At 73.1% G+C, this 13,912-nt stretch carries 15 protein-coding genes and 1 pseudogene; 7 read left to right on the top strand and 9 right to left on the bottom strand.

Going from position 1 to position 13,912, the window contains the following annotated elements:
* A pseudogene (locus AAT21_RS36710) lies at positions 1-127 on the top strand (ABC transporter permease); the annotation flags it as partial.
* A gap of 367 nt (positions 128-494) precedes the next feature.
* Positions 495-1,406 carry a glutathione S-transferase C-terminal domain-containing protein gene (locus AAT21_RS13890; RefSeq protein WP_079025613.1) on the top strand — a complete coding sequence of 304 codons (912 nt, stop codon included), beginning with the start codon at positions 495-497 and terminating at the stop codon, positions 1,404-1,406.
* A gap of 112 nt (positions 1,407-1,518) precedes the next feature.
* Here the strand turns inward: AAT21_RS13890 and AAT21_RS13885 are convergent, their stop codons facing one another.
* From AAT21_RS13885 to AAT21_RS13870, 4 genes are read right to left on the bottom strand one after another with little or no spacing between them, the layout of a single operon-like run.
* Complete coding sequence (locus tag AAT21_RS13885) at positions 1,519-2,640, bottom strand: aryl-sulfate sulfotransferase (protein WP_046776878.1); 1,122 nt, start codon at positions 2,638-2,640, stop codon at positions 1,519-1,521.
* Between the two features lie 47 nt (positions 2,641-2,687).
* Complete coding sequence (locus AAT21_RS13880) at positions 2,688-3,707, bottom strand: ABC transporter substrate-binding protein (protein WP_046776877.1); 1,020 nt, start codon at positions 3,705-3,707, stop codon at positions 2,688-2,690.
* Positions 3,708-3,760: 53 nt separating this feature from the next.
* Positions 3,761-4,477, bottom strand: a complete 717-nt coding sequence (locus tag AAT21_RS13875; RefSeq protein WP_046776876.1) for an ABC transporter ATP-binding protein — start codon at positions 4,475-4,477, stop codon at positions 3,761-3,763.
* Positions 4,474-5,253, bottom strand: a complete 780-nt coding sequence (locus AAT21_RS13870; protein ID WP_046776875.1) for an ABC transporter permease — start codon at positions 5,251-5,253, stop codon at positions 4,474-4,476. Before AAT21_RS13870 ends, AAT21_RS13875 begins: the two co-directional genes overlap by 4 nt.
* A gap of 128 nt (positions 5,254-5,381) precedes the next feature.
* Here AAT21_RS13870 and AAT21_RS13865 point away from each other — a divergent pair, with 128 nt between their 5' ends.
* Positions 5,382-5,951 carry a helix-turn-helix domain-containing protein gene (locus AAT21_RS13865; RefSeq protein ID WP_046776874.1) on the top strand — a complete coding sequence of 190 codons (570 nt, stop codon included), beginning with the start codon at positions 5,382-5,384 and terminating at the stop codon, positions 5,949-5,951.
* A gap of 26 nt (positions 5,952-5,977) precedes the next feature.
* Here AAT21_RS13865 and AAT21_RS13860 read toward each other — a convergent pair whose 3' ends face one another.
* A complete protein-coding gene (locus tag AAT21_RS13860; protein ID WP_046776873.1) occupies positions 5,978-6,412 on the bottom strand; it encodes a VOC family protein in 435 nt (144 codons plus the stop codon).
* A 146-nt stretch (positions 6,413-6,558) separates the two neighbouring features.
* Between AAT21_RS13860 and AAT21_RS13855 the strand changes: the two genes are divergently transcribed.
* The 3 genes from AAT21_RS13855 (at position 6,559) to AAT21_RS37460 (ending at position 8,264) form a co-directional block, all read left to right on the top strand.
* A complete protein-coding gene (locus AAT21_RS13855; RefSeq protein WP_046777386.1) occupies positions 6,559-6,990 on the top strand; it encodes a ribosomal maturation YjgA family protein in 432 nt (143 codons plus the stop codon).
* A gap of 327 nt (positions 6,991-7,317) precedes the next feature.
* A complete protein-coding gene (locus tag AAT21_RS13850) occupies positions 7,318-8,130 on the top strand; it encodes a polysaccharide deacetylase family protein (protein WP_052757767.1) in 813 nt (270 codons plus the stop codon).
* A gap of 23 nt (positions 8,131-8,153) precedes the next feature.
* Positions 8,154-8,264 carry a S1 RNA-binding domain-containing protein gene (locus AAT21_RS37460; RefSeq protein ID WP_157879679.1) on the top strand — a complete coding sequence of 37 codons (111 nt, stop codon included), beginning with the start codon at positions 8,154-8,156 and terminating at the stop codon, positions 8,262-8,264.
* A gap of 1 nt (position 8,265) precedes the next feature.
* On the opposite strand, the gene AAT21_RS13845 is transcribed toward AAT21_RS37460, so the two are convergent.
* Positions 8,266-8,883, bottom strand: a complete 618-nt coding sequence (locus AAT21_RS13845) for a TetR/AcrR family transcriptional regulator (protein WP_046776872.1) — start codon at positions 8,881-8,883, stop codon at positions 8,266-8,268.
* Positions 8,884-8,956: 73 nt separating this feature from the next.
* Here AAT21_RS13845 and AAT21_RS13840 point away from each other — a divergent pair, with 73 nt between their 5' ends.
* Positions 8,957-10,762, top strand: a complete 1,806-nt coding sequence (locus tag AAT21_RS13840) for an ABC transporter ATP-binding protein (RefSeq protein WP_235438781.1) — start codon at positions 8,957-8,959, stop codon at positions 10,760-10,762.
* 29 nt (positions 10,763-10,791) lie between these two features.
* Here the strand turns inward: AAT21_RS13840 and AAT21_RS13835 are convergent, their stop codons facing one another.
* The 3 genes from AAT21_RS13835 to AAT21_RS13825 all read right to left on the bottom strand — a co-directional run bounded on the left by AAT21_RS13835 (position 10,792) and on the right by AAT21_RS13825 (position 13,888).
* Positions 10,792-12,297, bottom strand: a complete 1,506-nt coding sequence (locus AAT21_RS13835; RefSeq protein ID WP_046776871.1) for a SpoIIE family protein phosphatase — start codon at positions 12,295-12,297, stop codon at positions 10,792-10,794.
* Between the two features lie 149 nt (positions 12,298-12,446).
* Complete coding sequence (locus AAT21_RS13830; RefSeq protein ID WP_046776870.1) at positions 12,447-12,680, bottom strand: hypothetical protein; 234 nt, start codon at positions 12,678-12,680, stop codon at positions 12,447-12,449.
* A complete protein-coding gene (locus AAT21_RS13825) occupies positions 12,677-13,888 on the bottom strand; it encodes an FAD-dependent monooxygenase (RefSeq protein WP_046777383.1) in 1,212 nt (403 codons plus the stop codon). Before AAT21_RS13825 ends, AAT21_RS13830 begins: the two co-directional genes overlap by 4 nt.
* Between the last annotated feature and the right edge of the window lie 24 nt (positions 13,889-13,912).

Below are 13,912 nucleotides of genomic sequence, written 5' to 3'. Positions count from 1 at the left end.
CGACCTGCCCGGCGTCTTCCTCGCGATCATCCTCATCCTCGTCGTCGGCATCGCCATCGACCTGCTCATCTTCAGCCCGATCGAACGCTACGTCCTGCGCAGCCGCGGCCTCCTGGTGAAGAGCTGACCGGTACTCCACCAGGCCCCTTGACAGCGCCCGAGCGCGGATCGACACTCCAGTCAGCGAATCCTAGTGAAGTGGTAGGAAATTATGGGGTGTTCAGCGCCTGGCCGCGGGACCGACGGCGTACCCGCCGCCGCCTCCCTGCCGCTGCCGCTCCTGACCTCCCGCCGCCACATCGACCTGCTCCGTGTGTGCAGCGCGGCGTATCCCCTGCACCACGGCGGCCCCGCGCCCGTCCGCCGTTGACCGTCGCGCGCACGCACCGCGCGCACGCACCGCTCACACCCGCCGGGCCCGGCCGCGTCGTATGCGTCGCGGCCCGTCGTCGTACGTCCGTGACCGAGCAATCCCCGCGATCCCAGGGAGACTCATGTCCGCCACGCACCCGAACGCCGTGCCGCCCTTCCGGAGCAGGATCGGCCGTGACGCGCGCAGCGGCTTCCCGGCCGTTCCGCACCGCTACCGGCTGCACCTGACGCCGTCCTGTCCGAGCAGTCTGCGGATCGCCGTCACCCACAGCCTGCTCGGCCTACAGGACGTCCTCCCGGTGACGTTGCTGCCCGCCGTACCCGACGCACCCGACGGCGGGTACGTCGCGCTGCGCCCGCTGTACGAGGCCAGTGCGCACCTGTATCCCGGACCGGCACTGGCGCCGGTCCTCAGCGACGACTGGACCGGGCGGATCGTCAGCACGCACGCCCCGGACATCGTTCAGGACCTGACCCGGCGGTTCGGGGCCTCCACCGGACCGGATCTCCATCCCCAGGGCGCCGACGCACGCATCGAGGAGATCGGCAGGCTCTGCGACCGGGGAATCAACGTCGCCGCGCAGCGCGCCGGCCGGGCCGGTGCCGGCGTGGCGGCCCGCGACGACGCGCTCGCCACGCTGCTGCGCGGACTGGGTTCCCTGGAGCGGCGGCTGACCTCGACCGAGCACCTGCTGGGCGGTCACCTCACCGCGGCCGACGTGCAGGTTTGGGTGACGCTGGTGCAGCTGGACACGGTGCACCGCTGGCACCTGGACGCCGAGGCGGTGTACCGCATCACCGACCACCCCCGCCTGTGGTCCTACGCACAGCGGCTGGCGGCCCACCCCGCTTTCGCGGCCCATCTCGACCTGGACGGCATCGCCCTCAGGCACCACGCACACTGCCGGGGCAGCGAAGCAGCCGGCGCGGCCGTACGGATCGTGGACTGGCCACCGTACGGGGGTCGGGTTCTGTCCGGCGGATCATGTGCCTGCCGGACTGCCGTCTCGTTGTGCCGGCATGGGACGAGGTGAGCTGACGAACGCCGAGTCGGTCCGGCCGGCTCCCGGCGGCCTGACCTGCACGATCCGCCTCGCGGGCGAAGGCGGCTGCCGCCCGCCGGCCTACTCCTCGCCGTACGGGGGGTCAGGCCGTCACGTGCAGCCAGGGAATCTCGTCGGCGGAGTAGCGGTAGGCGCGGAAGACGGAGTTCTGAGCGCCCGCCGAGGACTCCAGGCCCACCCCGTCGCCGAACGAGCGGAACTGCGGGACCACGAACTCCCACACCACGTCGCCGCCGGGCGTGACCTCGAAGAGCCGTCCGAAGGACCCCTCGGCGATGAAGGTGTTGCCGTTGGGCAGGCGCTGGGCGCTCGACATGTACGGGCTGTAGAAGTTCTGCGGCGGGTGGTCCTGGTAGGACCACACCTCCTTGCCGGTGCGCGGGTCCAGCTCCAGTACCCGCGAGTAGGGCACGGAGGTGGTGTCGCGGTAGGTGCCGTTGTCGAAAACGAGAATGGTGCCGCCGGGCAGTTCGTGGGGGTGGTGCTGCTGTGCCAGGACGTCGGGGCCGATGTGCCATCGTACGGATCCGTCCGCGCGGTCGACGGCCACGGCGGAGGACGCGCTGCGGAAGCCCAGGACGATGGAGCCGTCGGCGCTCTCGTTGACGGTGTTGGCCATGGGCCAGTGCTCGCGGGCGAAGTGCGGGTCGAGCGGGAAGTCCTCGGGGTCGAGGTGGTCGATGGCGGCCCAGCGCCACACCTCCTGCCCGTCCCACGTCAGTTCGTACACGACGTCGCCGTAGATCACCCCGCCCGGTGCCTCGGAACCGGGGATGCCGCCGCGGATGCGAGCCGCGTCGGCCGGGTCGAGGGGTTCGACCACGGTGATGACGAGGTTGCCGTTGCGCAGGAGCGAGGCGTCGTGGTGGTGGAAGGGGTGACGAACCTCGCGGACGACCGTGGAGTCGGGTGCCAGTTCCTGGAAGATGCCGCCGTGGTAGACGTCCCAGATGGGGAAGAGTGTCGGGCTCATGGTGTCCTTGGCCGCGTAGAAGAGGTTGCCGTTCGGCAGGAGCTGCGCCTGACGGCCGGGCGGGTGCGGGGAGTTCCAGGTGTGGACGGCACGGCCCTCGATGTCCACGAGGTGGATCTCGCCGGCGCTGGTGATCGGCGTGTAGAGGGTGTAGCCGCCGTGGCTGCGCTCGGGGTCGTGGGCGATCAGGCCGACGCCGCGGCGGCGCAGGGTGTTCTGGTCGACGGTCATGGGTTCGGTCTCCTCGTGGGTCGGGTGGGGTGGGGTGGGGTGGGGTGTCAGCGAACGGTGACGGCGGCCGGGTCGACAGCCGTCAGGGGGCCGGGGTTCAGGTACCGCTGCAGTGACGCGCGGTCGGCTGCGCCGGGCAGGCCCTGAGCGGCCTTGGCCCAGGCGGCCTCCTCCGCCAACTGGTCCGGCAGGTCGGGTGAGAGGGTCGCGCCGTAGGTGTAGCGGGGCTGGTACGCGTCGACGTAGCCGGCCTGGAGTGCGCCCTTGGACTGGGCGACGACGGCCTTCCGTGCGCGGGCCGGGTCGTCGGCGATCTCACGCTGGGCGCGCAGTACGGTGCGCAGGACGGCGGCGGAGGTCTCGTCGCTGGTCTTCGGGCCCGCGACCAGCAGGGTGCGTGCGGTGTATCCGGTGAAGGGGAGCTCCGCGTAGCGCTCGCCGAGCGCGGTGCGCGCGGCCTCGTAGAAGCTGGGGAAGGTGAGGCCGGCATCGATGTCGCCGCGGGCCAGTGCCGAAGTGACCTGGTTCGGGGCGAGATTGACGACGGTCACGTCGGCTGCGGTCAGCTGTGCGGAGTCGAGCATCCGCGACAGGGCGTACTCGACGTTCGTGCCCTGGGGGACGCCGACCTTGCGGCCCTTGAGGGCGGCGAAGTCGGTGATCGCCCGGTCGGTTCGGGTGAGCAGGCGCCAGTCGGAGAACCGGGACAGGTCGGCGATGATCCGCAGGTCGCGTCCGCCCAGCGCCGCCGTCACGGCGGGCAGGTCGCCGACGATGCCGAGCTGTGCCTGGCCGCCGAGGACTGCGTTGAGGGCGTCCCGCCCGGTGGGCTGGGTGGTGACGGTGGCGTCGATGCCTTCGGCGGCCCAGAGTCCGTGTTCGTGGGCGACGTGGACGGGGGCTCCGCCGAGGTGGTCGCTGCCGACGACGGAGACGGCCGGACGGCCGCCCTTTCCGCCGCCGTTCGGCGGGCCGTTCACGGGTCCCGGGGCGTCGGCGCAGGCCGCGACGAGCGTGCTGAGCAGGGCCGCCACGAGCAGGGCGACGGCCACGCGGGGTCTGGGCATCGAGGAATGTCCTTCCGGGGACGGAGACAGAGACAAGAGCAGGGAGCCGCGGCTCAGTCCGAGCCGAGGTGGCGTGCCACGAGCGAGCGCAGCTCCGGGTCGGGAGGGCCCTCGGGGACGGCGTGGTCGGCGAGCACCCGGCCGGGGCTGCCGCCGAGGACCACGACCCGCTGGGCGAGGGCCAGGGCCTCGTCGATGTCGTGGGTGACGAACAGGACGGTGGTGCCCCGGCGTTGCCACAGCTCGCGCAGCAGGCGCTGCATACGGGCCCTGGTCATGGTGTCCAGCGCACCGAACGGCTCGTCCATGAGCAGCACTTCGGGCTCGGCGGCCAGGGCGCGCGCCAGCGCCACGCGCTGCTGCATGCCGCCCGACAACTGCACCGGGTACTTGTCGGTGCCGTCGGCGAGGCCGACTTCGGCGAGTGCCTCCAGGGCGCGTCGGCGGCGTTCCGCACGCGGCAGCCCGAGCCGTTTGAGGGCGAACTCGACGTTCCCGCGTGCGGTGCGCCAGGGGAAGAGCGCGTAGTGCTGGAAGACCACGCCCCGGTCCGGGCCGGGCCCGTGCACGGGTCGGGAGCCCGCCGTCACCTGCCCGGTGGCGGGAGGTACGAAGCCCGCGACGGCGCCGAGGACCGTCGACTTGCCGCATCCGCTCGGCCCGAGCAGGGCGGTGAACGACCCGGCGGGGAGTTCCAGGTCCGTACGGTCCAGGACGGGGGCGGCTCCGTAGCGGACGGACAGTCCTTCCAGTCGTACTGCCAGGCTCATGAGGTGCTCCAGTGCGCGAACCGGCGGCCGGCCGAGGCGAGTACGAGGTCCACGGCCACGCCGAGCAGCCCGAGCACGAGGAGCCCGGCGAACATCCGGTCCACGCGGAGGAACTGGCCGTCGACCTGGAGCCGGTACGCCAGGCCGCTGTCGGCCCCGCCCAGCTCGGCTGCCACCAGGGCGAGCAGGGCCACGGAGGCGCCGTAGCGCAGCGCCGCGAGCACGGCGGGCGCGGCGGCGGGCAGCAGCACCTCGGCGAACCGGCGGTGCAGCGGCGCGCCCAGCGTCCTGGCTGCCCGCAGGTGGGAGACCGGGACCCGGGACACCCCGTCGTGGACGTACAGCCATACGGCGAGGAGTACGGCGTAGGCGATGAGGAGGCGCTTGGCGGTCTCACCGATGCCGAACCAGGCGGTCGCGAGCGGCACCAGGGCGATGGCGGGGATCGGGCGCAGGAAGGAGACGACGGGGGTCACCGCGGCGGAGAGCCTGGGCAGGTATCCGGTGGCGAAGCCGAGGGCGCTGCCGATGAGCGCGCCGAGGGCGAAGCCTTGTCCGGCGCGGGCCAGGCTGGCGCGGAGGTCGGCCGCCAAGATGCCGCTGCGGGCGCTGTCGGCGAGCGCGGCCAGGGTCTGGGCGGGGGTGGGCAGGAGTGCCGGGGCGACCACCGCGGACCGGGCGAGCAGGTACCAGAGCGCGAGCACGGCGGCTGCCGCCGCCAGGGCCGGGCCCAGTCGGCCGAGGGCCCGGCCGGGCGGTGAAGGGGTGGCGTGCACGGAGCGGCTCCTCGGTCGTCGATAAGTGAGGTCAATAATTGACCACGCTTATGACGGGGATGTTGCAGCAGTGCGAAACCTCGCCGGGGCACCCGGGCCTTGATCGGGGATGGGGTACGTTCACCTGCGTGTCTCGACCCGAACCCACGCCGGAGGCGATCGAGGTCGGACGGGTGATCCGGAGCTGCCGCAAGCGAAGCGGCGTCTCCATGGCCGTCCTCGCCGCCCGTTCAGGCCTCTCGCAGCCGTTCCTCAGCCAGCTCGAACGCGGCCTCACCACGCCCAGCCTCAGCTCGATCTACCGGATCGCGGAGGCCCTGGAAGTCAGCCCGGGCACCTTCCTGAGGCCGCCCGCGCGCCCGGGTGCGGTCAGCCACGAGAGCGACCCGCAGGTCATCCGGGTGGAAGAGTCCGCGGGGCAGGTCGCGCGGGTACTCATCCCGGGCGGGCGCAGCGCGCTGATGGAGGCGTACGAGCACCACTTCGAGCCCGGCCAGGGCGAGCGCGGCTGGTTCGAGCACCCCGGCGAGGACTTCCTCTACGTCCTGGAGGGCGAGGTGGTCCTGGAGGTCGAGGGCGAGGAGCCGTTGACGCTGCGCGCCGGCCAGAGTGCCCACCACCGGGGTGAAGTCCCGCACCGCTGCCGCCTGTCGGGCCCGGCCCCCGCCCGCACCCTGCTGGTGATCACGAACGCCTGAGCAGGTGGCCGGCGGCGTATCGGTCCTCAGTCGAGGCAGAACTCGTTGCCCTCGACGTCCTGCATCGCGAGGCAGGACTCGTTCATCCCGTCCGCGAGGAGCAGCTGCACGCGCGTCGCGCCGAGGGCGACCAGGCGGGCGCATTCGGCCTCCAGAGCGGCCACGCGCTCGTCGCCCACGAGTCCGGTGCCGACGCGGACGTCGATGTGGAGGCGGTTCTTGACGACCTTGCCTTCGGGAACGCGCTGGAAGAACAGCCGCGGGCCGACACCCGAGGGGTCGACGCAGGCGAAGGCCGAACCCTGGTGCTCGGCCGGCAGCGCGTGGTCGAAGTCGTCCCAACTCCCGTACCCCTCGGGCGGCGGCGGCACGACGTACCCCAGCACCTCGCACCAGAAACGGGCGACACGTTCGGGTTGTGCGCAGTCGAAGGTGACTTGGAAGTTCTTGATCGACGCCATCGGGTCATCATAGGGACGCCTGCGGCGCGTCGGGCAGGTCGAGCCGAGGACGGCGTAAACCGATGGGCCGGCGGGCGGCGGGCCGGGCGGTGGGCTCGGGCGGCGGGCCGGGCGGCGGGCTCGGGCAGGATGGCCCCGTGACCTTCATATCCGGAAGCTGTGGCAGCGCCGCCGCCCCCGTCACCCGTCGGATCCGTCTGGCGGCGGCCGCCGCGGCCGTGGTGACGGTCGGTGCGGGGCTCGGGCTGCGGGCCGTGGCGGCGGGGAGCGTGGCGAAGTACGGCGGGGACGCGCTGTACACCGTCCTGCTGGTGGCCCTGGTCGTGCTGGTCGCGCCGCGGTGGACGCCCCTGCGGGCCGCCGGGACCGCGCTGGGGGCGAGCTGGGCCGTCGAGGTCTTCCAGCTCAGCTCCCTGCCCGCGGAGCTGTCCCGGTACAGTGCGGCCGCCCGCCTGGTACTCGGCTCCACCTTCAACGCACCGGACCTGTTCTGGTACGTGGTCGGCGCGGCGGGCGGCTGGCTGCTCCACACGGCGATGGTGGCGAAGCGACGGCCGGAGGCCTCCACCGGCCGGTGACTCTCCTCACACGGGGCGGGGCCCCGGGGGAGCCGTCGAGGGCACGCCCGCCGTCCCCGTCGCCGCGACGCCGGCCACGCACAGGGGGACCCTGCACCCGCCCGGCCCGGAGGCCCGATACCGCCCGCACACCGGCCGACAGGCCCGCCGCGCGCCTCCCGAGGGGCCGCCGTCCGGCCCGCCGGACCGGTCCCGTTCCGGTCCCGTTGTGGCCGCGGTACGCGCCGCGGAACCGGCCGGTCGGCCGAGGAGGGCTCCGGAACGGATGACCTAGCCTGGACCGGACACGCGAGAACGGGGGGCCGAGCGCAAAGGAAGAGCGCGTCCATGGGCATCACCAGCAGTTCCGCTCGCCGTCTCCGGCGGGCGGGATCCGCCGCCACCGCGGCCGTCCTCGGCATCCTGGCCGTTTCCGGCACCCCGGCCCTTGCCGCCACGGACGGCTCGGCGGACAAGCCCGTGCCCGGGAACCCCGCCGGGGCCGCCGCGTCGGCCGGAAGCCCGGAGACCGCGCGGAGCGCCTCGGGGATCCCCCTGGCCATCTCCCGGCTCGCGCAGGGCTCGGGCCGGGACGTCGCGATCACCATCGACGACGGCCCGGACCCCCGCTGGACGCCCCAGGTCCTGGACGTGCTGCGGAAGAACCACGTCAAGGCCACCTTCTGCCTGATCGGGACGAAGGCGCAGAAGTACCCGGAGCTCGTGCGCTCGGTCGCCGCCGACGGACACCGCCTGTGCAACCACTCCGTCGACCACGACGTGACCATGGACCACAAGCCCGTCGCCTACCAGAAGCAGCAGATACTCGAGGGCAAGGCCATGATCGAGAAGGCCGCTCCCGGGGTCCCGGTCGGCTACTACCGCGCCCCGGGCGGCGCTTTCACCCCCGACAGCCGGGCGATCGCCGCGGCGAGCGGGATGCGTCCGCTGGGCTGGAGCGTGGACCCCAAGGACTGGAGCCGCCCGGGCCTGCCCGCGATCATCTCCGCCGTCGAGGGCAAGCTGCCCCAGCAGCCGACCGTCCTCTTCCACGACGGGGGCGGGGACCGCAGCGAAACCGTCGCGGCGCTCAAGCAGTACCTGCCCTGGCTCACCGCGCAGGGCTACCACTTCACCTTCCCCGCCCGCACCACCCCGTAGCCCACCCTGCGCCGGACTGCGGCGTGAGAGGCTCTGAGGACGTCGTCCAGGCCGGCGACGCGATCGCGGTCGTCGTCACCGAGATCGACCGGGAGCGGCGGCGGCTGGTTCTCCTGCCGGGGGCGGTCGGTTGAGTCAGGAGGCCGCCATGGCCTTGCGGAGGGTGTGGAGGCACGACGAGAGGGCCGTGTGGCGCGGCGTGCCGTAGTCGCGTGCCTGCATCCAGGCCGCGTACAGCAGGGACCACAGCACGTTCTGCAGCCACTCGGCGTCCGCCTCCGCGTCGACCGTGCCTTCGGACTGGCCGCGTTCGATGAGGCGGACCAGGACCCGGTCGGAGCCGGTCTCCTCGTCGAAGCCCGCCCAGCTCAGGAACTGCGGGACGTCGAACAGCAGCATGAGCCGGTCCCCCAGCTCGAAGTACTCAAGGCAGAGCCGTTCCAGCGCCTTCGGGGCCGGGCCCTCCTCGACCCGCGCGCGGACGGTCGCCTCGTGCAGCCGCTCTCGTACATCGGCCCCGAGCGCCGCCACCAGGTCCGAGCGTTCCGCGAAGTAGCGGTGGACGGTCGTGCGTCCGACGCCGGCGGCCTCGGCGACGTCCGCGAGCGACGCACCGTGGTTGGCCGACAGGACGGTGACGGCGGCGTCGAGGATCGCGCGCCGCGTGCGGGCGCGGGTCGCGGTCTCGGTCGTCGCCGGTTCGGCCGTCGCCGCTGCCGCTGCCGCTTCCGTCGCGATGTGGTCGTGCTCCATGGACGTACGGTAGCGCGCATCCCGCAATGAAACTGACTTGACCGTTATGGAACATCCATGTTCCATTTTCCTCATGGCTGACTCGACACCCCCTCCCCGTACCGTGCTCGACGCACCCCGGCTGCGCGTCCTCTGGTCGTTCGCCCGCCCGCACCGCCGCACGCTGGCCGCAGGACTGGGCCTGGCGCTGGCCGGCTCGGCACTCGGCCTGGCCACGCCCATGATCACCAAGTGGGTGCTGGACGCGCTGAACGACTCCGCCTCCCTCACCGGCCCCGTGACCGCGCTGTTCGTGCTCCTCGTCGTCGGCGCCGCCGTGTCCTACCGGCAGTGGTGCATGCTCGGCACGCTCGGCGAACGCGTCGTTCTGGAGGCGCGCGAATCCATGGTGCGGCGGTTCCTCCAGGCCACTGTGCCCGCGCTCACCCGCCGCCCGACCGGTGAGCTCGTCACCCGCGTCACCTCGGACACCGTCCTGCTCCGCGAGGCGACCGCCCAGTCGTTCGTCGGCCTGGTCAACGGCGCCGTCATGCTGGTGGGCAGTCTGGTCCTGATGGGCGTGCTCGACCTGGTGCTTTTCGGTACGACGGTGGCCGCCGTGGCCGTGACCGGCGCGCTCTTCGCGCTCCTCATGCCGGGCATCGGCAAGGCGCAGCAGCGCGCGCAGGAGCACATCGGCCTGCTCGGCGGCCGCCTGGAGGGCACGCTGCGCGCGATCCGCACCGTGAAGGTGAGCCGCGCCGAGGACCGGGCCGCCGAACGGATCGTGGCCGACGCGCGGTCCGCGGCCGAGTACGGCATCCGGGCGGTGCGTCAGGAGGCGCTGGCCTGGACGGTCGCCGGGTCCGGCATCCAGCTGGCCATCATCGCGATCCTGGGCGTCGGGGCATGGCGGGTCGGGGCCGGGGACCTGGAGGTGTCCAGCCTGATCGCCTTCCTGCTGTACGCGTTCACGCTGATGGAGCCGGTCAGCACGCTCAGCCAGAACCTGACCTCCCTTCAGGCCGGGATGGCCGCGGCCGAACGCATCCGGCAGACCGCCGATCTGACGGGCGAGGACGCGGCGGGCGGCCCTGCCCGCGGTACGTCGCCCACCCGCCCGGCGGACGCCGACGACCGGGCGCACATGCCCGTGCTCGAACTGCGCGGTGTCAGCGCCGCGTACGGCCCCGACGCCGGGAACGCCGTCACCGACGTGCGGCTGGCCATCCCCCGGCGCGGTCACACCGCGATCGTCGGGCCGTCGGGCGCCGGCAAGACCACGCTGTTCTCGCTGGTCCTGCGGTTCCTGGAGCCCGTCGACGGCGAACTACTCCTGAACGGACGGCCGTACCGCGACCACAGCCACTCCGAGGTACGGGCGCGGCTGGCGTACGTCGAGCAGGACACCCCGGTCGTGCCCGGCACCCTCCGCGACAACCTGTTGCTCGCCCGGCCGGACGCCACCGAGGAGGAACTGCGCCGCGTACTGCGGGACGTACGGCTGACGGACAAGGTCGACACCCTCGACAGCGGTCTGGACAGCCCGCTGTCGTCGGCGCACGTGTCCGGTGGCGAACGCCAGCGCATCGCGCTCGCGCGCGCCCTGCTGCGCACTCCCGAGGTCCTGCTGCTGGACGAGGCGACCGCGCAGCTGGACGGTCTGACCGAGGCCGCTGTGCAGGACTGCATCCGCAGCCGCGCGGCGACGGGTGCGGTGGTGACGGTCGCGCACCGCCTGTCGACGGTGGTTGACGCCGATCTGATCGTGGTCATGGAGGCGGGCCGGATCCGCGCCCGCGGCACCCATGAGGAGCTGCTGGAGTCCGATCCGCTCTACCGCGAACTGGTGGCGGCCCTGCGCCTGGCCACCACCTCCGCCGCGGCGGAGGTGGCGTAGCCCACCCCGCGCGGTGCGGTGTCGGGCGATCAGGCAGGGCCCTCGGGAGCCGGGATGGCCCGGGCGATCAGGAGCGCTACGTCGTCGTGGACTCCCGGGTGGCGCATGGTGTCCAGCAGCAGGTCGCAGGTCTCGTCCAGGGGGCGGCCGGGGTCGTCGAGGGCGTCGAGGAGGACCTCGAGGCGCTGGTCGATCGGGTCATCCCGGGTCTCGACCAGGCCGTCGGTGTAGAGGACGAGCTGGTCGCCCGCCTCGACGGGGATGCTGACGGTGCGGAAGGGGACACCGCAGCCGCCGAGGGGCGCGCCGGTGGGCAGGTCGAGGAGTTCGCGCGTGCCGTCCTGCCTCAGGAGGACCGGAGGGAGGTGCCCGGCCAGGGAGAGGTGCCACTGCGCCCCGAGTGGGTCGTAGACGGCGTAGACGCAGGTCGCGATGGTTTCGAGGCCCTCGGTGACGTGGTCGAGGTGGTGCAGGACCTGCGCCGGGTCGAGGTCGAGGTCGGCCAGGGTCCGGGTGGCGGTGCGCAGTTGGCCCATGCTGGCCGCGGCAGCGACCCCACTTCCCATGACATCGCCCACGACGAGGGCGGTCTTGTCCCCGCTCAGCGGGATCACGTCGAACCAGTCGCCGCCGATCTCCATGGTGGCCTGGGCGGGGCGGTAGCGGGTGGCGACCTCCAGGCCCGGCCGCCGCGGCGGGGTGTGGGGCAGCAGGCTGCGCTGGAGGGTGAGTGCGGTGTGGCGTTGCTCCTCGACCGCCCGGTGCCGCTCGGTGACGTCGACGCTGGCGGTGGCCACGCCCAGCACGGTCCCGTTGGGGGTTTCGAGCCGGTAGAACGAGATCGACCAGGCGTGGTCGTGGTCCGGGTCGGCCGGGGTACGGCCGACGGTGTACTGGTCCACGATGGGAACTCCGGTGGCCAGCACCTCGCGCATCGCCGCTTCGAAGGAGGGGTCGACAGCAGGCAGTACCTCGTGGACGTGCCGGCCGATGTGCTCGGCCGCGGGGACCCCGTTGAGGCGTTCCTCCGCCGGGTTGACCGAGACGTAGCGAAGGTCGGTGTCGAGCACGCCGAGGCCGACCGGTGACTGTTCCACGAGCCGGGCGGACAGCGCCAGATCCCGCTCGACCTGCCGCACCGTCGCCTGGTCCGCGGCCAGGCCCAGGGCGTAGTAATCCTGCTGGGAGTCCAGCAGCCGCATGTTGCGGAACTCGACCATGCGCGTGCTGCCGTCCTTGTGCCGGATGGGGAAGACACCGACCCAGCTGACGCCGGCCTCCATGACCTCGGCGAACATGTCCAGTACGACCGGGACGTGCTCCTCGTGGAGCAGGAGCCGGGCCGCGTACTCGCCGAGGGCCTCGTCGGCGGTGTAACCGAACAGTTGCTCCGCCTGCGGGCTCCACAGGTCGATCCGGCCGTCGGCGTCGAGGAGTACGGCGGCCACGCGCAGCACATCGAGCAGGCCGCCGGGCCCGGACGCGGCGGGCCACGCCTCTCCGGGACCGCCGTGCGAGGGCTCGATTGCTCCCATCTGTGGGCTCTCCTTCCGGCCACCGCGGGCTGCGGCCCTACGCTCCCAGCCATCTCATCGTCCCCCTCCGCGCGACACGCGTGCACGCCGCGCCCCCACCGGACGGCCCACGCCCGACATATTCGAACACATGCTCGACGGGCGGCACATCACGGACGTCCCGCACCTGGACGCCCCGCGCACGCCACGCAGATCAGTACGGCGAACACGAGGTTGGCGGCGCCGGAGCCGAAGGCCCCGGCGAGCAGGCCGGTCGACAGCAGGGCCGCACCCAGGAGGAACCGGGTGCGGGGGTGGGTGTTCGCGTCCTCGATGTGATCAACCCTGGGCCCAACCGGGTGATATCTCCAGTAGATGGTTCTGCTGCCGCCCAGAAGCATCACTTATGCATGGAGCGGTCCGTACGGCCGGCGCCGGGGAGGCGGAAGCCGTTGAAGAGGTCGTCCATGCCGCGCAGGGCCAGCCTTGTGGGGGTGGCACGGACCGCCAGGTCGCGGGCTGTCGCCGCGAGGGGGTTGCGCAGGGCGCCCAGGCGGCCGACGCGGCGGGCGCGGAGGCGGACGGCGTCCGTGCGGTCGCGGCGGGCGGCGGTGTACGCGGCCAGGGCGGCCGGGACGGCCTCCGCACCGCCGGTGTCGTCCCCGGCCGGGAGCAGGTGGGCGAGGACCACCGCGTCCTCGATGGCCTGGCAGCCGCCCTGGCCGAGGTTGGGGGCCATGGCATGGGCGGCGTCGCCGAGCCAGACGGTCCGGCCGTGGTGCAGCCGGGGAAGCGGGGCGGCCAGGTCGTACAGGTCGTTCTGCAGGACGTCGGCGGGGCCGGAGCGCCCGACCCGGTCCAGCAGGGCCGGAATCGGGTCGTGCCACGCGCCGAAGCGGCGGAGGAGTTCGGCGAGGGGGTCGGCCGAGCGGGTGCCGGCCGGGACCACCGCGGTGGCGTAGAGGTAGTACCGGCCGTCCGCGAGCGGTGTCACGCCGAAGCGTTCCCCCCGCCCCCACGTCTCGCTCATGGACGGTATCCGCAGGTCCGGAGCGTCGACGAGGGTCCGCCAGGCCGTCTCGCCGAGGTAGTGCAGGCCGGGGTGCGCGGGGAAGCACGCGCGGCGCAGCGGGCTGTGGATCCCGTCGGCGGCGACGACCAGGTCGGCGGGAAAGTCCGGGCCCTCGGCCGTACGGACGGTCGCGCGGCCGACGGCATCGTCGACACCGGTCACGGTGGCGCCGTAACGGAGGGCCTGCGGCGGCAGGGCGGCGCCCAGCGCCGCGGTGAAGGCGGGGCGCGGTACGGCGATCGGGGGCATCCCGTACCGGGCGGCCATGTACGAGGTCTCGGCCCGGGTGAGCCACCGGCCGTCGGAGCGGCGGACGCCCATCGTCGCGGGCACGGCGCTGCCGGTGGCCCGGGCCGCGCCGGCTCCGATTGCGTCGAGGGCGCGCAGGGCGTTCGGAGCGAGTCCGATGCCGGCCCCGGTCACGGGCGGTTCGGGGGCGCGTTCGCAGACGGTGACCTGCCAGCCGCGGCGGTGCAGTGCGAGGGCGGCCGTGAGACCGCCGATCCCGGCCCCGGCCACCACCGCGTGGAGTCTCTGCATGGACACCTCTCCGTTCGGTTCCCT

The organism is Streptomyces yangpuensis (assembly GCF_001005295.1).
Classification (GTDB): Bacteria; Actinomycetota; Actinomycetes; order Streptomycetales; family Streptomycetaceae; genus Streptomyces; species Streptomyces yangpuensis.
This window is presented reverse-complemented; position numbering and strand designations above follow the sequence as displayed.

Coding starts and splice junctions, on each gene's coding strand:
- AAT21_RS13835 (WP_046776871.1), bottom strand. CDS start 12,297: ATGGGAGCAATCGAGCCCTCGCACGGCGGTCCCGGAGAGGCGTGGCCC.
- AAT21_RS13860 (WP_046776873.1), bottom strand. CDS start 6,412: ATGGCGTCGATCAAGAACTTCCAAGTCACCTTCGACTGCGCACAACCC.
- AAT21_RS13840 (WP_235438781.1), top strand. CDS start 8,957: ATGGCTGACTCGACACCCCCTCCCCGTACCGTGCTCGACGCACCCCGG.
- AAT21_RS13825 (WP_046777383.1), bottom strand. CDS start 13,888: ATGCAGAGACTCCACGCGGTGGTGGCCGGGGCCGGGATCGGCGGTCTC.
- AAT21_RS13890 (WP_079025613.1), top strand. CDS start 495: ATGTCCGCCACGCACCCGAACGCCGTGCCGCCCTTCCGGAGCAGGATC.
- AAT21_RS13875 (WP_046776876.1), bottom strand. CDS start 4,477: ATGAGCCTGGCAGTACGACTGGAAGGACTGTCCGTCCGCTACGGAGCC.
- AAT21_RS13880 (WP_046776877.1), bottom strand. CDS start 3,707: ATGCCCAGACCCCGCGTGGCCGTCGCCCTGCTCGTGGCGGCCCTGCTC.
- AAT21_RS13850 (WP_052757767.1), top strand. CDS start 7,318: ATGGGCATCACCAGCAGTTCCGCTCGCCGTCTCCGGCGGGCGGGATCC.
- AAT21_RS13885 (WP_046776878.1), bottom strand. CDS start 2,640: ATGACCGTCGACCAGAACACCCTGCGCCGCCGCGGCGTCGGCCTGATC.
- AAT21_RS13845 (WP_046776872.1), bottom strand. CDS start 8,883: ATGGAGCACGACCACATCGCGACGGAAGCGGCAGCGGCAGCGGCGACG.